The sequence below is a fragment of the Cronobacter condimenti 1330 genome (assembly GCF_001277255.1).
GTDB lineage: Bacteria > Pseudomonadota > Gammaproteobacteria > Enterobacterales > Enterobacteriaceae > Cronobacter > Cronobacter condimenti.
The window spans coordinates 2249769-2270665 of the sequence record NZ_CP012264.1; the positions used below are offsets into that span (position 1 = coordinate 2249769).

Here is a 20897-nt window from a genome sequence, read left to right on the forward strand (position 1 = left end):
GTCTGCTGTGCGACAGCCTGAGATAAGCAGTTCTTATGCCAGAGTAACGGGACAGAAAGTAAAATTTAAAATCCCGAATCAAAACATAACGTTAAATGTCTACCCGAAAGCGCAGATGCCGTGGCGCCTGGGCCGTCCTGCGGAAAATGTCGCGGAACTGTGTCATGTGTCGCAACACATGGAACACTTAAATGCTACATATTTGAAACATATGCACTCACGGGAGAACGCCATGCCGCACAGCGCCACGTTAACCTCCGCAGGCTTAACGCCGTATTGCGACGAGCGGTCTTTTCCGTGTCTTGTGAACGACTCCTGGCAGCGCAGCCAGCGCTACGGCCTGACCCGCAGCGACGACGCCACCTCGTTTGTCACCCGTGCGCTGCTTGAAGAGGCACGCTCCCAGCATGGCTGGCTGAAACAGCTTGCCCGTCCGCTCATGGAACGGCTCGGCGAGAACCTCAACCGCGTCCCCTCGGTGGTTGTCGCCTCGGACGATACGGGCCTGGTACTGGACACGTTCGGCAACCAGCAGTTCTTGCATAAGGCGCAGCGTGTCGCGCTCGCGCCCGGAAACTTGTGGGGCGAACACGCCCGCGGTACCAATGCCATCGGTACGGCGCTGGCGCTGCACGCGCCGTGCGAAGTCCACAGGGACCAGCATTTTCTTAATCAAAACGCCGGACTGTATTGCTACGGCGTGCCGGTGTTCCGCCCGGACGGGCAGATAGCGGGCGTGCTGGATCTTTCGACGCCTGCGCAGCAACCGGTACCGGAAGCCGGCAGACTGATGCGCCAGGCAGTGCGACAACTCGAACATGACTGGGTGGTCGCCCAGCTTGACGCACAGCAGTGGCTGCTGAGTCTGCACGCCGACCCGCGCGCGCTCGGCTCGGCGCAGGAATTGCTGCTGGCGTTTCGCGATGACCGACTGGTGGCCGCGAATAAGCTTGCGATGGATGAATTTAACCTTTCTACGGCGCATATCGGCACGCTCTCGCTGGATGCGCTTTTCCCGCAGGCGCGTGCGACGGATGAGCACGCCTCGCTCACCGCCATTAATCAGCGCCGCTACCACGCCCGCAGTCAACGACCGGCCCGACGCGTCTGGACCGCGCAGCCGCCCCGCACGCCGGAAGAAGAGAGCGGTGTTGAAACCGAAAAAGCGTTGCGCCTCCTCAACGCTGGCATCGCGTTGTGCATTACCGGCGAAACCGGCTGCGGTAAAGAGCATCTGAGCCGCCGCCTGCACCAGCAAAGCCAGTGGCGCGACGGCCCCTTTGTCGCGATAAACTGCGCCGCATTGCCGGAACAGCTGATTGAATCGGAGCTTTTTGGCTATCAGCCCGGGGCGTTTACTGGTGCCAGCAGCCGCGGCTATATCGGCAAAATTCGTGAAGCCGATGGTGGCGTGTTGTTTCTTGATGAAATTGGCGATATGCCGCTTGCGATGCAAACCCGCCTGTTGCGGGTGTTGCAGGAGAAAAGCGTCGTCCCGCTTGGCGGCACGCGCGCGGTGCCGGTGGCCTTTACGCTTATCTGCGCAACCCACCGCCCGCTTGATGACATGGTCGCGCGCGGCGCGTTCCGTGAAGATCTCTTTTACCGCATCGAAGAATATCGTCTGCGTATTCCTCCGCTTCGCGAATGGCCCGCCCTGCCGCGTTTCGTGCAGCGGCTCTGGCAGGAGCTTGGCGGCACAAGCCGCGGGGTGACGCTTTCGCATGATCTTATCGCGCATATCGCACGCCTCCCCTGGCCTGGCAATGTGCGCCAGCTTTTAAGCCTGCTGAAAGTCCTGCTGGCCCTGGCGGACGAAGGTGACGTTGTCACGCTAAGCGATTTACCGCCCTCCTACGGTCTGCCTGCCAGTAAAGAAACGGCGCCGCCTGTTGAACAGACGGCACCGGATGTGGATGTGGATGCCGTGTTAAATAGCGTCAAGGGCAATATGAGCGAGGCAGCGCGCAAGCTTGGCGTATCGCGCAGCACACTCTACCGGCGGCTTGAGAAACAACGGGCGACCGCACGTTAACGCAGCCGCCCGCTCACATCGCCCAGCGCCTCAATAGCGTTTTGCGGATAACCGGCTGCACGCAGCGGCGCGAGAATCTCCTGCGCCAGATCAGGCACATAGCCCACCAGCAACTCCCCTTTGCCGCAGAACTCCGCCTCGCCAAGTGCGGCGGGTAAAATCACGGACTGCGCGCGCTCAAGGGTCATCACGTTGCCACCGGTATTGATGGTGACCGGCGCGCCGATATTGGTGACGATGCGCACCGAGGCAAAGTGATAGTCATAGCAGGTGTCAAAGCGCCAGCGTTCCAGCGCGAAGTAAGGCCCGGCGCAGCACAGCAGACGCTGCACAGCCGAACACTCTTCCAGCACCAGACCGCGCTGCGGCTGGGTCAGCAGTGCCGGGCGTAACTCCTCAAGCAGCTTATCAATATTACGGGCCTGCTCCTGTGGCGGGACCGGCGAGCCATCCTCCATATTCCACGGCATCGCGTGCTGCTGAATGTCAGAGGTCTGCTCGATTTCATAGATAAGCGTATCCGGCCCGAACGAATGGAGCTGGCCGCCGGGCACATAAAGGGTGTCGCCGGTTTTAAGCGGCAGACGGTACATGACGCGGTCATAGTCCCCTGCCAGCAACGCCTCGCGGATGGCCTCTGTCTTCATGCCAGTTTTGATGCCCGCAAGACAGGTCGCGCCGGGCGCGGCCCAGAGAATATGCCAGGCTTCGGTTTTACCGTTAGGCTGGTTTTCAAGACGCTGTGCCATCTCATCGTTCGCGTGCAGATGCACCGGCAACATCCCGCTGCCGTCGATGAATTTACTGAGCAAAGGAAAATGCGGGCCGCGCCATCCCGGCGCGACCAGTTCTTCAGGATAGCGCGTCACCAGCTCACGAAGCGTGGTACCGGCAAGCGGGCCGTTGGTTACGGTCGCTATCATGCCGTCCACATCGCTCACTTCCCAGGTTTCGGCGACGCGCGTTTCCGGCAGTTCCGCTTTACCGAGCTGCGTTTTAATGCGCGTGCCGCCAAAGATATGGGTCGCAAGCGGCGTGGTCAGCGTCAGCGGATAGTTGAGCATCCCTCTCTCCTTGTCAGATAACCGCCTGGCCACCGGTCACAGCGATCGTCGCGCCGGACACATAGCTTGCTTCATCACTTGCGAGCATGACATAAACCGGCGCGAGTTCCGCAGGCTGACCGGCGCGCGCCAGCGGCACCTGGCTGCCGAACTCTTTGACCTGCTCCGGCGGCATGGTTGACGGAATAAGCGGCGTCCAGATAGGGCCTGGCGCGACCGCATTGGCGCGAATACCTTTTTCGGCAAGCAGCGCGGCAAGACTGCCGGAGAAGTTCACAATGGCCGCTTTGGTGGCGGAATACGCGATAAGTTTCGGCTTCGGCTGGTCGGCGTTTACCGACGCGGTGTTAATGATAGACCCACCCGCAGGCATATGTGGCACGGCGGCTTTGCAGATCCAGAACATGCCGTAGAGGTTAGTTTTCATGGTGCGGTCGAATTCGTCATCGCTGATTTCATCAAGCGATTCGCGTGTCATCTGGAAGGCGGCGTTGTTGACCACGATATCTATCTTCCCGAACGCATCGGCGGCTTTCTGCACCAGCGCGCGGCAGTGGTCAGCATCGGTGATATCGCCTGGCACCAGTACCGCTTTACGGCCGGCTTCTTCGACCAGACGCGCAGTATCTTTGGCATCGTCATGCTCATCAAGATAAGAAATCAGCACATCTGCCCCTTCGCGGGCATAGGCAATCGCCACCGCGCGGCCAATACCTGAATCACCGCCGGTAATGATGGCGGCTTTACCGGTAAGACGGCCTGATCCTTTATAGCTGGTTTCGCCGTGATCCGGCGTCGGCTGCATGTCGGCGGTTGTGCCTGGAACCTGTTGTTGCTGTTCAGGGAATGGCGGTTGTGGACGTGTCGTCATGGTTTTCTCTCCTGTTTCTTTCCTTTCGCACCCTGTAAAAAAGGTTGAGCACGAAAGACATCCGGGTTTCAGGAACCTGACGCTAAGGAGCGCCAACGTTAAAATCAGGTTTCAGTATAGTTGACGAGATATTTATGCAAGCGAAGCGGGAAACCAGACGGGTAATTTTTATTCGCCGCGAGGGGTTATTTTCAGGCGCAGCGACGTTTTAAAAATGACGCTAATCGAGGCGGGAGTAAATGCAATAAAAAACACACAAAACAATGAGTTAAATAATTCACTCTCGGTTTGATTTACACCGAAATATTCTTAGGCGTTTTACTTTTGCTTATTAGTGCGAATGCTTTATCACGTCATAATAATAACGTCGGGCAACGACATGCGGTGCCCGACAGGAAAGAAAGCTACGTTTATATCGCCAGATCCACCCATAACGCCGCGTGATCGGACCCGGCCTGCTGCGGTTTTTTCAGCTCCGGATAGACTTCCCATTTTACGGGGCGCTCACCGGGCCACATGCCTTTACGGATGACGCCGCCTGCGGTCACGCATTCCCAGAGCGCGGGCGATAAAAGGATGTAATCGAGCTTGTTATTTTTGGCGCTGTTGCCCCAGGTGCCCGGGAACCCGCCATTGTCGAAAGACGGGTGCGTGAACGCGTCACGCAGATCGGTCTCTTTCAGGAGCGGTGCCAGCGTGTCGCTGTCCGGCGTGTCGTTAAAATCACCGGCAATAGCGATAAAGCGCTCGCCAGCGTCGCGCCGGGCCTGATAGATAGCGGCGACCCGCTGCGCCTGCGCTTTACGTCTCGCATCCGATTCCGCTTTGCCGCCGTAGCCTTTACTTTTGAGATGATTGACCATCACCCACAGCATCTCGCCGTTGGCGAGCGGTACCGAATATTCGGGGCAGTCGCGTGAGAAAATTAGCTGCCCGCGGGCATCGCGGTCGTCGACATGGCTGCGCATCGGCCCGATGGGGTAATCGGGGCCCGTCAGCAAGCCGACATCAATGCCACGACTGTCGTTGCCGTCTATCACCATGACGTGGCAAAACGGCTCACCGCCGAGCGCTGCGATGATTTCCTGGTTAAACGCCGCCAGCGCCGGACGGCTCTCCGCCTCCACGACCGCCAGCACGTCGGCCTTTAAATCGCTCATGACTTTCGCCGTGATGCGCATCGCGACTTCATCGACCGGCGACTCAATAAGCTCGAGCGACCCAACCCAGTCGGCGCGGCCGCTGGCGATAATGTCAATACCGCCGTCGCGCGGGCGTTTTAGCAGGTTGCCGCGGTTGCGGCGCAGAATGACAAACGGCCCGGTATCCGATTTCTCAAGCCCAAGCGCCACCAGCAGTTTTACCATCTCTTTTTTGCTGGCCTCGGTGTAGGTTATCTCACCTAGCAGCTGATTAAGCCTCGCGAATTTCTCCAGCACCGGCCGCCCCTGCGACCAGCTCCCCTGCGACATGACCCGTGCGCGATCGAACAGGTTTTCAACGTTATATGACGCCAGACGCATAGCCCCTCCCGTTATGGTAATCCATCGCCGCCAGCCACCGCGCCTGGCGTTACGTCCGCTATGAGTGTGGCAGCAAAATGTTACGGCTTCAAAACAGGGTGGCTTGCGCAAAACGCGCTGGCATTCGTCGCCGTAATCCGTACCATACACGCCACGCACACCCTGAACATTCGGGCCTGCTGGCGCGAGAAGCAATAAACGCTGCGCGCGGGCAAGCCAACGGTGAACTCGCGCGCCGGGCAACCCGCCAGAGCGCGCCGCAACGCAGAACTGAGCCACTTTTAAATGTCTGAAATTCAAGAAATTAGCAAAAAAGAACAGTACAACCTGAACAAATTGCAGAAGCGTCTGCGCCGCAACGTCGGCGAGGCGATTGCCGATTACAATATGATCGAAGAAGGCGACCGCATTATGGTCTGCCTCTCCGGCGGCAAAGACAGCTACACGATGCTTGAGATCCTGCGTAATTTGCAGCAGAGCGCGCCGGTCAATTTCTCGCTGGTGGCGGTTAACCTCGACCAGAAGCAGCCGGGCTTCCCGGAACATATCCTGCCGGACTATCTGGCAACCCTTGGCGTGGAATATAAAATCGTTGAGGAAAATACCTATGGGATCGTTAAAGAGAAGATCCCGGAAGGTAAAACGACCTGCTCACTGTGCTCACGCCTGCGCCGCGGTATTCTCTACCGCACCGCAACTGAACTGGGAGCGACCAAAATCGCGCTGGGGCATCACCGTGATGACATTTTGCAAACGCTGTTCCTGAACATGTTCTACGGTGGCAAGATGAAAGGCATGCCGCCGAAGCTGATGAGCGATGACGGTAAACATATCGTTATCCGCCCGCTGGCCTATTGCCGCGAAAAAGATATTGAGCGTTTCTCGCAGGCGAAAGGCTTCCCGATTATTCCTTGTAACCTTTGCGGCTCGCAGCCGAACCTGCAACGTCAGGTGATTGCCGATATGCTGCGCGACTGGGATAAACGCTATCCGGGGCGCATCGAAACCATGTTCAGCGCGATGCAGAACGTGGTGCCGTCCCACCTGTGCGATACTGAACTGTTCGATTTCAAAGGCATTCATCACGGTTCGGACGTGGTGAATGGCGGCGATCTGGCGTTTGACCGCGAAGAGATCCCGTTAATGCCTGCTGGCTGGACGCCGGAAGATGAAGAGGCCCCGCCGATGCAGCGCCTCGATGTGCTGGAAATTAAATAAGTCTGATGCCCTCTTACGAGGGCATTTTTTTGCGCTTAACGCATGTGCGGCGGCGGATCGTCAATAGGACGCGGATCCGGCGACGGTGGGTCGGGAACGGGTTGCGGTGTGGGGATAGGATCCGGTACCGGCACCGGGTCGACAGGGACCGGGTCACTCATAGTCGTCACAGATGGATGATGCATAACCTCTTCCTCTTGTGGTTGCGGATACTCTAAGCGTAGAGGATGTGTAGCCGAAGGGGAAAGCGCACCGCGAACGTGGCGCAATAAACGCCCGGACACGCCGGGCGTTTATTGGGTGCCTCAACGGCTACCGGCTAACTGCCGCGAAGTTCACCGTGGCGCGATTGGTGATGCCATCTGCGCTTGCGATAACACTCACCGGTTGCGCGACCGAATCCTTAAGCTCAGCCGTGGTGACGCCTTGCGCGTCCGTGGTGGTCCAGGCGGGCGTTGTCAGTTTCGCCGTACCGCTACCGCTGATGCTCCACGCCACGCTGGCGCCATTAACGGGTTTACCGCTGCCATCAGTGACCAGCGCTTTGACACGATTTACTGAAGCGTTATCTGCCGGAGCGTTATCTGAAAGCACACTGAGCACCAGATTTTTAGCAACCACCGCTGTAAACCGTGCATCAGCCGACCCGCTTTTACCCTGCGCCCTCGCGGTGACGGATAAGGTCTCCGGCACCGTGTCGGTGAAGGTAAGCCGCGCCTGGCCTTGTGCATCAGTAGTTACGGTGACCGGGCTTGCCGCGTGCGCGGTGGCGCTACTCAGCGTCCAGCTCACGCTGATGCCGGACATCGGCCTTGCGTGGATATCCTTTACCACTACCTGCGCCTCATTCACGCTCCCGCCGTCTGCCGGGGCATTATTGGTGGGGATCGTGACCGTCACGCCGCCCACCGGCACCGTGCTAAAGCTCGCCGTCGCCTGCCCTTCAAGACGCCCTGCGCTTGCGATAACGGTTACGCTCTCTGCGACAGGATCTTTCAGGTTCACCGTCGCATGGCCGCTGGCGTCCGTCGTGACATCCGCGGGCGAAGCAAGGCTTGCGGTTGCGCTCCCCTCAAGACGCCAGTGCAGCGCGGCGTTTGCGACCGGCTGCCCTGTCGTATCGGTAAGCGTCGCCTGCGCGCGGTTGATGGCAAGATTATCCGCAAGCTGGTGGTTAAGCGTCATTGAGACAGTCAGCGCGGCGGGTGGCGCGGCGACAAACGTGGCGACAACCGAGCCGTGCATGTCTCGCGCTGTCGCACTGAGCGTGACGGCCTCGGCGACGCGATCTTTAAGGCTTACGCGCGCAATACCGTCGCTGCTGGTCACAACGCTTGCAGGTGACGTCAGTTGTGCGGTGTTGCTGCCATCAATACGCCACTGTACGGTGACGCCCGGCAGTGGCCTGCCCTGCCCATCCGTCACGCGCGCCTGCGCCAGAGCGCGGCTCTGGTTATCCGCAACAACCTGGTCTTTCACCATGCTAAGACTCAGCCCCGCAGGCTGCGGCGCGCTGAACGTTGTGGTCGTCGTTGCCGTTTTGCCGTCGGCGCTGACGCGAAGCGTTACCGCGCCCGGCGTCTGGCTGGTTAACGCCACGGTGGCGCTGCCGGTTTCATCCGTCACCGATGTGAGGTTTGTAAGCGTCGCGCTGCCGCTCGTCGACCAGCTCACTTTCACGCCCGCACGTGGTTTGCCATCGCTGCTGGTGAGGCGCGCCCGCGCGCGGTTCTGGCTGACGCCGTCCGCCGGGCTGTTGTCTTTTTCCATCGCGAGCGTCAGCGCCGCCTGGCTCTCACCAAAATGGCTCACCACAGAATGCGTGATGCCGCCAGCGGTGGCCTCGACCGTAACCGGCTCAGCGAGCGTATCCGTAAGCGTGGTTTCGGCAACGCCGCGCGCGTCGGTGACGCCATTCGCCGTGCCGAGCGCCGCATGGCCGCTGGCCCGCCACTGCACAGGAATATTCGGCGCGGGCGCGCCATCAGGCGTAGAGGCGTGAAGCGTGATGCGGTTACTGGTCACACCATCCGCCGGGCTGTTGTCCGTGAGACGTTGCAGGGTGAAGCTACCCATGGCACGTGTCTCGTGCTCCTGGCGATATTGCAGGATAATCTCATTATTACGTGCCACCAGCGCCGTACGGCTGCCCGTGAGGGTGCGCTGGGCGGCCACGTTATCCGGGTTGATGAGCGCAGCCCAGGACATGCCAGCTTCATAATGGAGGTCAAGCGTAAAGGCCGCGTCATCGCGTGCGCTTTCGCCGCGCCGGTAATCCGCGCCGAGGCTGATAAGCGGTACCGGCGTATAACTGATGCCAAGCGTTACTGCCGATGGATAACGTTGGCGGTCGTTTTTATCAAACAACGCCACGTCATTGCCAATGTAGTGCTCGTAAATTATTTTCCCGCCGAGTTGCGGACAGGCCGGTAAATAACCTTCGGCCCGTAAATCAAAACCGTCGGCAGATTTTTCCTGATAATGGTCAAAATCCGCCGAGCGATGCCATCCGGTAGTGCCGAAATAACTATTTGCAGATAATTTTAAATAATCCCGCCAGGCTTCGAGCCCTATTCCCACGCGCCGGTTATTGCCGCTGAAATCGTCGTCGAAAAAGATATTGGTCCCGATCATCCATTGACTATCGAGAAAGCGGCGAATGCCAAGGCCCATATTCCCGGTGTTACGGCCATCCGGGGCGCGAAAACCGGCCTCGGCGAAAAACAGTGTTTTGGGGGTTTGCCAGAGCGGCGTGAGCAGATCAATAGCGCTGCCGTCCCAGTCACCCTCATTATCGACATTCAACGACACCTGAGCGGTGCCCCACTGGTTAAGCCAGCGCTCAAGCGACTGCCCCCCATAGCTTTCGGCACCGGAGAGTGCCTGTTCAAGCGTGCCGTCCTGCTTCTGCGGGCCGCCTGGTCCTGTAGAAACGGTCAGCGGCGGATCGCTATTGTGCGCAAACGCGGCAAAGGGAAAAAGCGACGTAGAGAGCTGAAGAATGACCTGAAGAACCACAACGACCCTGTTGTATTTATTTTTCATTACTGTTCACTCTGGAATTGATTTCACTGGTTATGCAACCCGTGGGCGCCAGAAGAGAATATCCATTTTTGTAATTTGGCGATTTCAGAATGACAATTCATTCTTTCTGGATTTGTAATAAAAGGTATTTATATTGATGAAGGGAATAATTAATAAAAGATATATATTGTTTATATTAATTCGTAACGCCGACGCAGGCGCCCGCCTTCGCCACCTGCCCGCGCAGCACAGGCGAAACGAAACGCGAAACGCGCACCGCCGGGAAGGTGAAAAAAGCACAAAAAAAAGCCGACTTAATTAAGTCGGCGTCGTACGAATCAATTGTGCTATGCAGTAATTCAAAAAAGGAAGTAAGACAATATGGAGCGCAACGCCCATCGCTTGACGTTGCATTCACCTGCGACAGGAATAATGCCGTGAAACGACGTGCCATTTCTTGATGTCGCTCAACATCGGGGTCCTTTTTCATACTTTAGGTGTAGAAAAAGCGATTTTTTACAACCATTTACTTCGATGTAACCACCACGTAACACCTCCTATCACCAGCACCAGTGCCACGCAAAATACGCTAAAGCCCAGATGCCAGCCGCCGCCGGGGATACCGCCCAGGTTCACCCCAAACAGCCCGGTGAGAAACGTGCTTGGCAAAAACACCATCGCCATCAGCGACATCGTATAACTGCGCCGCGCCAGCGATTCCTGCATCGTCTGCGAAATTTCATCGGCCATCACCGCTGTGCGCGCAATACAGGCATCGATTTCATCAAGCCCGCGTCCCAGCCTGTCGGCGATATCCTGCATGCGGCGACGGTTATCATCGCTCATCCAGCTGAACCGCTCGCTGGCGAGACGTGAAAAGACATCCCGCTGCGGCGACATATACCGGCGCATCACAATCAGCTGTTTGCGCAGTAATGCAAGCACGCCGCGCGGCGGCACGATCTCTTCCAATAGGTTATCTTCGAGATCGATAATTTTATCGTGCAGCTCTTCGATAAATTCGCTGGCGTGATCGGTTAGCGCGTCGCAAGCATCCACAAGCCAACCGCCGACGTCCGCCGGGCCGCTGCCTTCGTTGAGATCGTGAATAATATCGTCAAGGGCGAGCACCTTACGCTGTCGCGTGGAAACGATGAGCCGCTCATCAATATAAAGGCGCATCGCCACCAGTTGATCCGGCCTCTCATCGGTACTGCCATTAATGCAGCGCAGGGTAATGAGTGTGCCCTCGCCCATGCGCGTTACGCGCGGTCGCAGGCTTTCACCCCCCAGCGCGTCGCGCACCAGGTTTGGCAGCAGCGGCGTCTCGGAAAGCCACTGCGCGCTCTCCGAATGGGTGTAATTCAGGTGCAGCCAGCAGGGATGGTCTTTATCGATAAGGCAGTCATTCTGTAACGGCTTTACGCCGCCGTGTCCATCCAGCATCCAGGCAAAGACCGCGTCCGGCACGTTGACTTCAGAGCCCTTAATGGCCTCCATCGCATCTCCTGATTCATTGGGGTAATAAAAGCTGGCGGGCGCCAGCGCCACGTCGCATGAAATCCGCGTTAACGGTTTTCCAGCGCGTCCTGAATGGCGTCGGCCAGTTCAGCCAGATGATGGCGGGTATATTCGATATCCTTGGCAAGCTTATCGCGCCCTTCGTAATTGTTAGGCGCGGCCACCGAGGCTTTAATCAGTTCCAGCGCGGCGTTTACCGCCAGCAGACGTTTTTCCGCATCGCTGCGGGAGGAGTAATTTTCAGGCAGCATAGTACGCTCCGGTCATTTAACTGGCCTTTATGGTCGTACATTGCGCAGGAATTTCAAGCCAAAGCGTGGTGGTTGCGGTTTAAAACAGCGCCACCAGCAGCGCGACGGGGAAACTCATCGGCCACGTCGCGCCGATAAGCGTGGCGCAAAGCAGCTTGATGCTGGTTTTATCTTTCGCAATGAAAAAGGTAATCAACGCCGCGATCGCCGCCATGACGGCGTAAAAAACGAGCATATGTTGGTAGAGCATCATGATTGCGTATCCATACTGAGAGTGCGGTCGCAATATGCGATTTTTTATGACGCAGATCAAGTATCAATTCTTATGACGAAACAGTAAAAGTTGATCTGCTTCACCTGCCCCGCACCGTTTACGAGGATGAATCAAATCCGTACGTGATATGTTAACGTCGGTATATCGAATCAGTTACAACCAGAGGCTGCTCCATCGCAATGAGAACCACGCGCGTCACGTTACGTCTTTCCCACGCCGTCAGCGACACCATGCTCGATGACATTAAAGCCATTATTCCCGCTGATGCGTTGCAGGTTTTTATCAATCAGTTAGATGAAACGCAGTACGCCACGCTGGAGTGTATTCAAACGGAACAGAATTGTTCGCTGATAGCCTCCGCCATCGTGGTCTGGCGTCAGCTCGGGCATATCAAAAGCCTTATCTACCGCAACGGCGATGTGCTCCGCGATGTCTCGGACGCCAGCCAGTTTCAGATATTCACTATGCTACGGGCGCCTCTGACCGTCCTTGCGGTACGTTAATTTTTTCAGAAAATTCTCAACTTTCGCCCCTGTCTGCCGATAACCTACTGAAAATGGACGGGGGAGCCCCTCATGCAAACTGGAATACCCACGCTTGCGCTGGCCTTTACGGTCTGGCTGCTGATTTTTATCCCTTCTTATAAAATCGCCCGTCGGGCAGGTTTTGGCTGGTCGATGGCGCTGCTGTTGACGATGCCGGGTCTGAACATCATCGCCTGGTGGTGTTTTGCCTGTATGAAGTGGCCTGCGCGACGTTATTTCTGACGTCCTGATACGTTGCCAGAACGGGGTGCATGGATGACGCGCCCTGCTTTGCTGTGCCCGCCAGAAGATGAAAACCGCGTTTAGGGTTAAAGCTCCGCGCTGCCTTGCCGATGATGCAGATAACACCAACGCCCGCGTTGACCGTAACAGCTGAGGCGCTCGCGCCTGTAAAGAAGCCGCGCTTAAAGGTAGCACCCTTATGTTTAGCCACATCGACAGAAAAGATGCCAGACGCATGGCAGCCCTGGACATGCTCCGGGGTGATCACGGGCATCAGGACCCGGTACTGCTGCAATTTGCCAGGCTTGCGAGTCTGGCGCTCGGCATACCCGGTTGTTTTATTGCCGTCGTGGACAAAGCAGGCCTGCCGGTGCACCTTGCCCATCCGGAGCCGTTACAGGTTGACCCCGCCATACTGACAAGGCCGTTGTGCGCGCCTGGCGAAGCCGTCTGGTGCAGCGATACCGCGGTTGATGAGCCGGGACGTTCGCACCCGCTGGCCGTCCCTGACGTGCGCTTTTACGCCTGCGCGCCGCTGCGCACGCGCGACGGCAGCCTGACCGGCACCATCGGCATCACGCACCCGACGCCGCAGCCCTTTGATGACGAACGCGCTCACACCCTCGCTCTTATCGCCGGGCTTACCGGGGCGTGGCTTGAAACGCTCAATGCAGTAGGTTTTTTAGATCCAGTCACGCGTTTACCAAACCGCCAGAAACTGCTGGCGGATATGGAGCGCTTGTCCGCAAGCGGCAGTGCCGAGCGCTATACCCTGATGATTTTTGACTGCATCGACATGCCTACCGCGTATGAACTGGCGCGTTCGCTCGGTATGCCGGCGCTGGAAACGCTGCTTAACGATCTCGGCCCGCTGCTTCGCATGAAACTGCGACTCAAGAACGAAACCGTACTGTATAACGTGGCGACCGGTCGCTACGCCCTGCTGCTGAAAACCCGTAACCAGAAAGCGATTCGCCGCAATGCCGCGATGCTCCCGCTGGTTAACGCGCGAATGCTGCAGGGCATCAATATCCGGCTTAATATTTTTGCGGGCGAAGTGGGCTGGCAGCCTGACAAAACTACGCCCAACGAAGCGCTGCGTCGCGCCATCAGCGCGCTGCATGAGGCTATCTGGCTTAATAAGCGGCATATGACGTTTGATGCCGAGCGCGATGAGAAACGCAACGTCGATTTCCAGCTCCTGCACGATCTTAGCGAAAGCATCGCCAAAAATCGTGGGCTGTATCTGATGTATCAGCCGAAAATCAAACTCAGTACCAACAAAGCGGTGGGGGTTGAAGCGCTGCTGCGCTGGCGGCACCCGACGCGTGGCGAAATTCCGCCGGGCGTGTTTATTCCGCTTGCGCAGAACACGACGCTAATGGATGAAATCACCCAATGGGTCATCGGCGCCGCGCTGCTGCAACTGCAAAAGTGGCGCTGCCAGGGCATCGTGCTGCCAGTATCGGTCAATATCAGCGTCAGCGATCTCTCGCGCAGCGGCTTTGCCGACGCGCTGGAAGAACGCGTCCTGCGCGCGGGCCTGTCGCCAAACGATATCCGCATCGAATGTCTGGAAACCGAAAAAGCGCTGGAGAGTGAAACCGCGCTTTGCGAAATGGATATGCTTAAATTGCGCGGCTTTAAAATCCTGCTGGATGACTTTGGCGCGGGCTACAGCAATATCAATTACTTGCGTCGTGTTCCTATCGATATCATTAAGCTGGATCGCTCGCTTACCAGTCGCATCGCCGACGATCGTAGCAGCCAGATAATCGTGCGTAATGTCATTCAGATGCTTAAAGAACTTGATTACGTCGTGCTGGCAGAAGGTGTTGAGGATGCAGAAACCGCACGTTTACTGCTGGAATTCGGCTGCGATGAAGCGCAGGGTTATTTCTTCTCCCGCCCGGTAGAGCCTGACTTTATCGCACAATGGATATAACTGTTATTTTCCGGTGCGTTACGCACCGGATATTTCCCCTGACAAAATAACCCGCCAGTTACTGCGGAATTAAAGACACCCCTCACGTCAGGACAAAATGTATATTAATACACATTCAAATTATTACCTTGCGGCATTGTGTGATCAGACACACTTAAATAAATAAATTTTTTCATGCTGCAATATTTCCCGTCTACGCTTATCTCATACCTTAGCCTTTTACTAAGGTTATCTTTGCCATCACCCGGGACAATATTGGTTCACGGAAGAACCGCTTTTTCTCACTATCCTGTAATGCCTCCTTGTTGACCCTGCCCCTGCGCCTCCTTGGTTTAGCGGCCTTCCGCGCCCCTCTGCCCATCAGATTCGCTCCCCTTTCGTGCTGACCAGGAGGTTGTTGCGACGGCGCCTGAATACGACAAAATATGTCATGACGTTTCACAGGATTAATTTTATTGCGTTTTATATAAAGCGATTAATTTATTTGCCACACCTTTAATTTTTATTTTCAAGCGATAATCAGGCGAAGCGTAAAATTAAAAAAAGCCTCACATCACGCAAAAAAATTCACCGAAAAACAGACCTTTTGAGCGGCGATGATATTTTTATCCATCATTTAACTTGCAGCATGTATAAGCCATGACTACAGTTACTAATACCTTTTCGACAGCAGTCAAACGCTGCTGAATTAAGCAAGACCAACAACATGAGGAGAATATGTATGACTCAGCATCGTGGTGGTTCAGGTAATTTCGCAGAAGACCCCAAACGCGCCTCAGAAGCAGGCCAAAAAGGCGGTCAGCAGAGTGGCGGTAACTTTAAAAATGACCGCGAACGCGCCTCCGAGGCGGGGCGCAAAGGGGGTGAAAATAGTCATGGCGGCGGTCGCTCCTGATATTTATCACCTCGCCTGAAAGGAACGCTGCCGGGAGTATCGCAGGCGTTCTATAATCAACAGGCCATTTTACATCAGGGTATTTAAAGAGAGCGTCTGGCGCTCTCTTTTTTATTGTGTTTATAAAGACATTTACTCGGTTTTATAAAAAACCATTGCGGCACTTGCCGCGTTATTCATGCCTTGTGCTAAAGATATAGTTTTGCGCCGTTTCTTCTTGCAAAAATACCTCCTGCGCCTCCCCGCTTGGCAGTACAACACATACCGACGCCCCTGTATGCAGCCCCGCAAACGCGTCAATCTGCTGCGCTTTATCAACCTCAAAGGTTTTCACCGTTTCCTGGGTGACGGCATCGGGTTCACTGACACTATAGGTGGCGGTAAAATCCACTTCCGGGCGGTCTTTCAAATGCAACTGGATAGAAGGCATAGCGGCTCCCCGCGTGACTCAGTTAGGGTAAGTGTAGTTCACCCTTGTGTTTCCAGGGGAAGCGGCATCCGGCAACTTTCTGACTTTATCAATAAAATTAAAGCGATGCGAAACGCGGCCGATAACAGATAAGCATGAAAGCAGTAACCTGCGGCTGGCGGATCCCGGTACGCCACACCAGCTAACCATCACACCTGTCAGCGGGGATGCGTGTCATCGTGCTGGCAGGACAAGGGAGAGTGAGATGAAACGGTCCGGCATTCTGGCTTTAGTCGGGGCAATGTTTTTGTTGCAAGGGTGTGATGCAAACAGCATCGACCAGGTGCAGTCGCTAAGCGTCGGCGACCGCTCCCTCGGCCAGGTTTTCGCGGCCCGCACCGACTGCGTGCAGGGCGAATGGCGCACCTTTGAAGACGCAGGCGGACGCGATGTGGTGCTCTACTCCTGCCAGCTACCGGCCCCGGAACTGGCTGCCTTAACCGCGCAATACCGTGAGCACAGCAATCAACTGGTTGAACAGAACACAACGTCACGCTGGCGCTCGGCCCATCGCGAGGATGTGGCCCGCGTGATGAGCGAAGTGAGCATCCGTAACGTTGAACTGCTGTATATCTGGCGTTTTAACAAGGGTGCCGCGCCCGCCCTTGCCGATGTCGAAGTCAAAGCGACTACCACCTTTGCCAGTTTCAGCTATAGCGTGAACCAGCCGGATCGCTTTCTCACCCAGGCGTCAGATAATACCCTGCCCGACCTCTGGCCGCAGAGCCTGTTTCCTCAGCTTGATAAAAACGCGAGCGCGTTGTACCGCGAACTCAGCGCATTGTAATTACCCGCTGCCGCCGTGTTCACGGCGGCTTTCGGTGAGATACTTTACCCCCTGCATCATCGCCTCGCACCAGCTCACATAATCATGCCCGCTCGCCCACGGGTGAAAACTCACCGCGTAGCCCTTCTCTCGCAGCACGTGCTCAAACTCACGCGTATTCTGATAAATTCCTCCATCAGGTCCCTGCGTTTCGAACCGTCCGGCCTCTAGCCAGAAACGCACAGTCAGGCGCGGCGCGCGCTCATACTCGCGTGTCAGCCAGCTTGCCGGCTCGCCTTTTGGCGCCCACCAGTACGACCCTGACAGGCTTAAGACATTACCGAAAACCGTCGGATGGCGAAGCGCCACCCATGACGCCGCCAGACCGCCATAGCTGGAGCCTGTGACAATAGTGCGTCGCCCTTGCGGCGCGAGGCCCTGCGCGCGAAGCCAGGGCAGAAGCTCCAGCGCCATCATATCGGCGAAATCACGGTTAGGCGGCAGCTCTTTGCTGCGTCGGGTGAAATCCAGACTGTCGATAAACACCACATTGAGCGGTGGCAGGCGTCGGGCGGTTATCAGGCGATCGACCACGGATGCCAGCCGGTAGTCGTCCTGGTAAGTGTTGCCGTCAAAGACCATGAGCGTCCAGCGTGCGGGGGTTGCCGGGCGGTAAAGCTGAATGTCGCGCGTATTATTAAGCCGCGCGCTGGTAAACGCGTGGCGCGTCAGGGTGCCGTTTCGCACGCCGTTCAAATCGCCTGCCGCCCCGCACTGGCGTGCGCCGCCCATCGTGACTAAGGAATAACGGTTCCAGCGGTCCTCCTGCGAAGGAAGAAACTGCTGCGGGTTCAGCGGATCCGCCTGAGCGGTTGCAAGGATAGCGCGACGTTGCTCGCGCGGGGTGCCGTGGATTTGTGGCACATCCGGCGCGAGCTTGTACTGCATCAACGTATCGGCGGGCACTACATAGCTGCGAAACCAGACATCCGACAGCCCGAGCCGAAACAGTGGATCGTGGTCGCCTGCGGGCGAGCCCAGAATAAAGACGTTTTTTCGGGCCCCGCGCCATAAAAATGTGATGCGTCGATGGTTGTCATCAACGGGTTCCACAAGCGGCGTGCCGCGTTCCGCAATGTTGCGCCAGAACGCCTGCGTATCGCCGCCGCCGCTCAGGTGGCGCGCCAGCGCCTGAAGCGTCGGGCTTACGGGTTCTGGCGCTTGCTCGCGCGCCAGCGGCACCGTTTCCTGGGCCTGCCAGCGTAAAGACCATGTCGTGCCTGCCGCCCCCTCCAGGATCAGCGTGGAAGGCTGCCGGACCGGCAGCGCAAAGAGCAACGAATGGGTACCGTCTGCCGGGCCACGCGTCACCAGACGTCGTAACGGCTGCTGCTGTCCATCCATCAGTTGCGCCTCGCGCGCGCCGGTCAGCGTTGCGGCGACATAATTTTCGCCGAGAACCGGCTGGATAATGCAAACGCGTCCCCGGTTATCAAACGTCCCGGCAAGCTCGCCGTCAACCGCGCTCTTCAGGCATGACGCCGCTTCGCCAGGTGATGCAGCCATCCCCAGCAGCAGACTTATCGCGAACGTTGTCCTCTTCACTCGACTCTCCCTAAAAAATTGTTTACAACTTAATGCAAATGGTAATGATTTTCAATATCATCAAGCGGTTTGTGGGGTGGTGATTTACGCGTCGTGCCGGTTGACGGGGCGACGCAGGTTGATGATGAAGACAAGGAAAAAGAAAGAAATGGTCTTTAAAAATAAGAAGATAATTAAGTTGGGTATTCTCAGTCTTGCTGCAGCGGGCGTCTCGGGTGCGCTTGCGGCCAAACCGGGTGAAGAGACGATGGTCGTCACCAACGGCGTGGCAGAAGATCCGCATGCGCCGCTTAAAGGCCTGGTCGCCACAAAAACGCTCTCGGCGACGAAAACCAGCGCGGATCTTGTGCGTACGCCGCAGTCCGTTTCGGTGGTGACGCGCGATCAGATGTCCGCGCTTGACGTCACCTCGGTATCGCAGGCGCTGCGCTACAGCGCGGGTGCCTTCACGGAATATCGCGGCGGCTCTAACCGCAACGATGAAGTGTTTGTGCGTGGTTTCAGCTACGTGCCGAAGTTTCTCGACGGGCTGAGTTTTGGAGCCACCGCCGGCTCGCAGACCGGTGTGGTTGACCCGTGGCTGCTTGAGCGCGTCGAACTGGTTCGCGGCCCGGCGTCCGTGCTGTTTGGCCAGGTCAACCCCGGCGGGCTGATTAGCATGACCAGCAAACGTCCGTCCCTGGATGCCACGCAACAGGTACAACTGCGCACCGGCAACCATCGGCTGGCGGAAGGCGCGTTCGATGTGGGCGGCGCGCTGGATGACGAAGGCCACGTGCTGTGGCGCCTTAATGGACTGGGTCGCGCGCAGCATAATGAGGTGGAAGATTATAAAGAGTCACGTGTGGCGATTGCCCCCGCCCTCACCTGGTATGCTAACGATCAGACACGTTTTACGCTTTTGACCAGCTACCAGAAAGACCCCGATGCGGGTTATCGCAACTTCCTGCCCGCATACGGTACGGTGAAAGCTACCGCTGACGGGCGCACCATCGCGCGCGATTTCAACGTCAGCGACCCTGCTTACAATACGTCGCGCCGTGAGCAAACCTCCGTCGGTTATGAGCTTGAGCATCAGCTTAACGACGCGGTGACCCTGCGACAGAACGCTCGCTACAGCCATATCACGCAGGAGTACCGTTATCTGGTTTACGCCAACAGCGGCCCGGCGTCGACCCTCCTGCAGCGACGCCCGCAGCATGAACAGCGCGATACCCAGGAGTTCGGGCTGGATAACCAGCTGGAGGCGCGTTTCGAAACAGCGGATGTCAGCCATACGCTCCTGACCGGTTTTGACTATAAACAAAACCGCGATCATCAGCGCCTCGCGCGCGACAGCGGCGCACGCTACGACATGGACTGGACGCGCCCGGTTTACGGGCTCGCGATTTCGGACAGCGCGCTCACGCCCGTCACCAACGAGCAACAGGATCTGGACCAGATGGGGCTGTATTTGCAGGACCAGCTGAGCTGGAACCGCTGGGAGCTGCTGCTCTCGGGGCGGTATGATGTCTCAGAGGTGCGCACGACCGATCTGCTGGAGGACACCGTGACTCAGCAGAATGATAACAAATTCACCTGGCGTACCGGCCTGCTCTACGCGTTTGATTTTGGTCTCTCGCCCTATATCAGCTACAGCACCTCATTTGAACCGAACCTGCAAACCAACCGCGCCGACGGCACCGCGCCGTTCAAACCGATGGAAGGTAAACAGACCGAAGTGGGTCTGAAATATCAGCCGACCGAAAGCGTGTTGATGTCACTGGCGCTCTATGATCTGAAGCAGACTAACGTGGCGACGTACAACAGCACGCTGGGCTATTTTGAAAACGCCGGTGAAGTGGAATCGAAAGGTGTGGAGATGGAGCTTCATGCCACGCTCTACGACAACCTGAATCTGATTGCTTCTTATACCTACACCGATGCCGAAAATGTCAGCACTACTGTGGCAGGCACCGAAGGTAAAACGCCCGCGCGCATTCCTGCGCATATGGCTTCCGCCTTCGCGAGCTATACCTTACCCGGCGGGCCGTTAAAAGGTCTGACCGCAGGGGCGGGTGTGCGATACATTGGCACCAGCTATGGCGATGCGCAAAACACGTTTAAAGTGCCGTCAGTCGATCTGTATGACGCCATGCTGCGTTACGACCTGGGCGCGCTTAACGGCCAGCTCAAAAGCGCAGCGCTGCAGGTTAACGTCAACAACCTGGCGGATAAAAAATATGTCTCTGCTTGCGCGTCTGATACTGCCTGTTTCTATGGCGTGGGCCGCACCCTCACCGCAACGGTCAGTTACGCGTGGTGATGGCGTTTTGCAACAGAACACCGACCGGGTCCGCCCGGTCGATGTTTTACTGAGCAAACGGTTGCTTTTTTTAAGTTAAATTTTTTTCACTATCACAAGCGGCACGATTTGACGGTGTCGTCCTGCGGGCTGGCCAAATTATATGCAGCAAGCCTACAAATTCGTTATTTCGTTAAGATATGACAAACTTGAACCATTATCTTTGTATAATTGCAGCGACGTAATTATTAGAAAGAAAATTTAAACAGGGATTTATAGTTGCAGCCAAAATAATTTCGCCGATAAAACCAACAGTGACTGTTAAGCATATATTATGCTTCTTTACCCTTCTCTTCACTGCTGCTTGTTTCCCGCAAAAACTTTA

At 56.7% G+C, this 20897-nt stretch carries 18 protein-coding genes; 8 read left to right on the forward strand and 10 right to left on the reverse strand.

The features are described 5' to 3' along the window. Positions 1 to 232: 232 nt before the first annotated feature. A complete protein-coding gene (locus AFK62_RS10265; RefSeq protein ID WP_007675441.1) occupies positions 233 to 2035 on the forward strand; it encodes a sigma-54-dependent Fis family transcriptional regulator in 1803 nt (600 codons plus the stop codon). Here the strand turns inward: AFK62_RS10265 and AFK62_RS10270 are convergent. The 3 genes from AFK62_RS10270 to AFK62_RS10280 all read right to left on the reverse strand — a co-directional run bounded on the left by AFK62_RS10270 (position 2032) and on the right by AFK62_RS10280 (position 5493). After that, entirely contained in the window at positions 2032 to 3099 is a 1068-nt protein-coding gene (locus AFK62_RS10270; RefSeq protein WP_007675443.1) for a class I mannose-6-phosphate isomerase, read from the reverse strand. The two genes, AFK62_RS10265 and AFK62_RS10270, sit on opposite strands and share 4 nt — an antisense overlap. 13 nt (positions 3100 to 3112) lie before the next feature. Continuing rightward, entirely contained in the window at positions 3113 to 3970 is an 858-nt protein-coding gene (locus tag AFK62_RS10275; RefSeq protein WP_007675447.1) for an SDR family oxidoreductase, read from the reverse strand. 410 nt (positions 3971 to 4380) lie between these two features. Beyond that, the gene (locus AFK62_RS10280) at positions 4381 to 5493 is read right to left on the reverse strand and encodes an endonuclease/exonuclease/phosphatase family protein (RefSeq protein ID WP_053531892.1); all 1113 of its coding nucleotides are present in this window, start codon (positions 5491 to 5493) and stop codon (positions 4381 to 4383) included. A 285-nt stretch (positions 5494 to 5778) separates the two neighbouring features. Between AFK62_RS10280 and ttcA the strand changes: the two genes are divergently transcribed. Continuing rightward, positions 5779 to 6711, forward strand: a complete 933-nt coding sequence (ttcA, locus tag AFK62_RS10285) for a tRNA 2-thiocytidine(32) synthetase TtcA (protein ID WP_007675457.1) — start codon at positions 5779 to 5781, stop codon at positions 6709 to 6711. A 35-nt stretch (positions 6712 to 6746) separates the two neighbouring features. On the opposite strand, the gene AFK62_RS22450 is transcribed toward ttcA, so the two are convergent. The 5 genes from AFK62_RS22450 to AFK62_RS21155 all read right to left on the reverse strand — a co-directional run bounded on the left by AFK62_RS22450 (position 6747) and on the right by AFK62_RS21155 (position 11760). After that, on the reverse strand, positions 6747 to 6896 hold the full coding sequence (locus AFK62_RS22450; protein ID WP_158408826.1) for a hypothetical protein: 150 nt from the start codon (positions 6894 to 6896) through the stop codon (positions 6747 to 6749). A 127-nt stretch (positions 6897 to 7023) separates the two neighbouring features. Further along, positions 7024 to 9756 carry an Ig-like domain-containing protein gene (locus AFK62_RS10290; protein WP_007675458.1) on the reverse strand — a complete coding sequence of 911 codons (2733 nt, stop codon included), beginning with the start codon at positions 9754 to 9756 and terminating at the stop codon, positions 7024 to 7026. 495 nt (positions 9757 to 10251) lie between these two features. Beyond that, positions 10252 to 11235, reverse strand: a complete 984-nt coding sequence (gene zntB / locus AFK62_RS10300) for a zinc transporter ZntB (protein ID WP_032984545.1) — start codon at positions 11233 to 11235, stop codon at positions 10252 to 10254. 68 nt (positions 11236 to 11303) lie between these two features. Further along, positions 11304 to 11507 carry a hypothetical protein gene (locus AFK62_RS10305; RefSeq protein WP_007675460.1) on the reverse strand — a complete coding sequence of 68 codons (204 nt, stop codon included), beginning with the start codon at positions 11505 to 11507 and terminating at the stop codon, positions 11304 to 11306. 79 nt (positions 11508 to 11586) lie between these two features. After that, positions 11587 to 11760 carry a GhoT/OrtT family toxin gene (locus AFK62_RS21155; RefSeq protein ID WP_007675462.1) on the reverse strand — a complete coding sequence of 58 codons (174 nt, stop codon included), beginning with the start codon at positions 11758 to 11760 and terminating at the stop codon, positions 11587 to 11589. Between the two features lie 200 nt (positions 11761 to 11960). On the opposite strand from AFK62_RS21155, the gene AFK62_RS10310 reads away from it, so the two are divergent. From AFK62_RS10310 to AFK62_RS10325, 4 genes are all read left to right on the forward strand, one after another. Further along, the gene (locus AFK62_RS10310; protein ID WP_007675472.1) at positions 11961 to 12284 is read left to right on the forward strand and encodes a hypothetical protein; all 324 of its coding nucleotides are present in this window, start codon (positions 11961 to 11963) and stop codon (positions 12282 to 12284) included. 72 nt (positions 12285 to 12356) lie between these two features. After that, positions 12357 to 12548 (forward strand): hypothetical protein, encoded by a 192-nt coding sequence (locus tag AFK62_RS10315; protein ID WP_007675473.1) that lies wholly within the window; start codon positions 12357 to 12359, stop codon positions 12546 to 12548. A 199-nt stretch (positions 12549 to 12747) separates the two neighbouring features. Then, on the forward strand, positions 12748 to 14493 hold the full coding sequence (locus tag AFK62_RS10320; protein WP_007675474.1) for an EAL domain-containing protein: 1746 nt from the start codon (positions 12748 to 12750) through the stop codon (positions 14491 to 14493). 721 nt (positions 14494 to 15214) lie between these two features. Further along, complete coding sequence (locus AFK62_RS10325; RefSeq protein ID WP_007675475.1) at positions 15215 to 15388, forward strand: con-10 family general stress protein; 174 nt, start codon at positions 15215 to 15217, stop codon at positions 15386 to 15388. Between the two features lie 172 nt (positions 15389 to 15560). Here AFK62_RS10325 and AFK62_RS10330 read toward each other — a convergent pair whose 3' ends face one another. Continuing rightward, on the reverse strand, positions 15561 to 15818 hold the full coding sequence (locus AFK62_RS10330; RefSeq protein WP_007675476.1) for a hypothetical protein: 258 nt from the start codon (positions 15816 to 15818) through the stop codon (positions 15561 to 15563). Positions 15819 to 16062: 244 nt separating this feature from the next. Between AFK62_RS10330 and AFK62_RS10335 the strand changes: the two genes are divergently transcribed. Beyond that, positions 16063 to 16644, forward strand: coding sequence for a hypothetical protein (locus tag AFK62_RS10335; protein ID WP_007675479.1), 582 nt, complete (start codon positions 16063 to 16065; stop codon positions 16642 to 16644). Here AFK62_RS10335 and AFK62_RS10340 read toward each other — a convergent pair whose 3' ends face one another. Next, positions 16645 to 18189: an alpha/beta hydrolase-fold protein gene (locus AFK62_RS10340; RefSeq protein ID WP_050555043.1), complete on the reverse strand. Its 1545-nt coding sequence runs from the start codon at positions 18187 to 18189 to the stop codon at positions 16645 to 16647. 187 nt (positions 18190 to 18376) lie between these two features. On the opposite strand from AFK62_RS10340, the gene AFK62_RS10345 reads away from it, so the two are divergent. After that, the gene (locus tag AFK62_RS10345) at positions 18377 to 20533 is read left to right on the forward strand and encodes a TonB-dependent siderophore receptor (RefSeq protein WP_007675485.1); all 2157 of its coding nucleotides are present in this window, start codon (positions 18377 to 18379) and stop codon (positions 20531 to 20533) included. Positions 20534 to 20897 lie beyond the last annotated feature (364 nt).

Coding starts and splice junctions, on each gene's coding strand:
- AFK62_RS10335 (WP_007675479.1), top strand. CDS start 16,063: ATGAAACGGTCCGGCATTCTGGCTTTAGTCGGGGCAATGTTTTTGTTG.
- AFK62_RS22450 (WP_158408826.1), bottom strand. CDS start 6,896: ATGCATCATCCATCTGTGACGACTATGAGTGACCCGGTCCCTGTCGAC.
- AFK62_RS10315 (WP_007675473.1), top strand. CDS start 12,357: ATGCAAACTGGAATACCCACGCTTGCGCTGGCCTTTACGGTCTGGCTG.
- ttcA (WP_007675457.1), top strand. CDS start 5,779: ATGTCTGAAATTCAAGAAATTAGCAAAAAAGAACAGTACAACCTGAAC.
- AFK62_RS10265 (WP_007675441.1), top strand. CDS start 233: ATGCCGCACAGCGCCACGTTAACCTCCGCAGGCTTAACGCCGTATTGC.
- AFK62_RS10290 (WP_007675458.1), bottom strand. CDS start 9,756: ATGAAAAATAAATACAACAGGGTCGTTGTGGTTCTTCAGGTCATTCTT.
- AFK62_RS10340 (WP_050555043.1), bottom strand. CDS start 18,189: ATGGCTGCATCACCTGGCGAAGCGGCGTCATGCCTGAAGAGCGCGGTT.
- AFK62_RS10310 (WP_007675472.1), top strand. CDS start 11,961: ATGAGAACCACGCGCGTCACGTTACGTCTTTCCCACGCCGTCAGCGAC.
- AFK62_RS10305 (WP_007675460.1), bottom strand. CDS start 11,507: ATGCTGCCTGAAAATTACTCCTCCCGCAGCGATGCGGAAAAACGTCTG.
- zntB (WP_032984545.1), bottom strand. CDS start 11,235: ATGGAGGCCATTAAGGGCTCTGAAGTCAACGTGCCGGACGCGGTCTTT.
- AFK62_RS10325 (WP_007675475.1), top strand. CDS start 15,215: ATGACTCAGCATCGTGGTGGTTCAGGTAATTTCGCAGAAGACCCCAAA.
- AFK62_RS10270 (WP_007675443.1), bottom strand. CDS start 3,099: ATGCTCAACTATCCGCTGACGCTGACCACGCCGCTTGCGACCCATATC.
- AFK62_RS10320 (WP_007675474.1), top strand. CDS start 12,748: ATGTTTAGCCACATCGACAGAAAAGATGCCAGACGCATGGCAGCCCTG.
- AFK62_RS10330 (WP_007675476.1), bottom strand. CDS start 15,818: ATGCCTTCTATCCAGTTGCATTTGAAAGACCGCCCGGAAGTGGATTTT.
- AFK62_RS21155 (WP_007675462.1), bottom strand. CDS start 11,760: ATGATGCTCTACCAACATATGCTCGTTTTTTACGCCGTCATGGCGGCG.
- AFK62_RS10280 (WP_053531892.1), bottom strand. CDS start 5,493: ATGCGTCTGGCGTCATATAACGTTGAAAACCTGTTCGATCGCGCACGG.
- AFK62_RS10275 (WP_007675447.1), bottom strand. CDS start 3,970: ATGACGACACGTCCACAACCGCCATTCCCTGAACAGCAACAACAGGTT.
- AFK62_RS10345 (WP_007675485.1), top strand. CDS start 18,377: ATGGTCTTTAAAAATAAGAAGATAATTAAGTTGGGTATTCTCAGTCTT.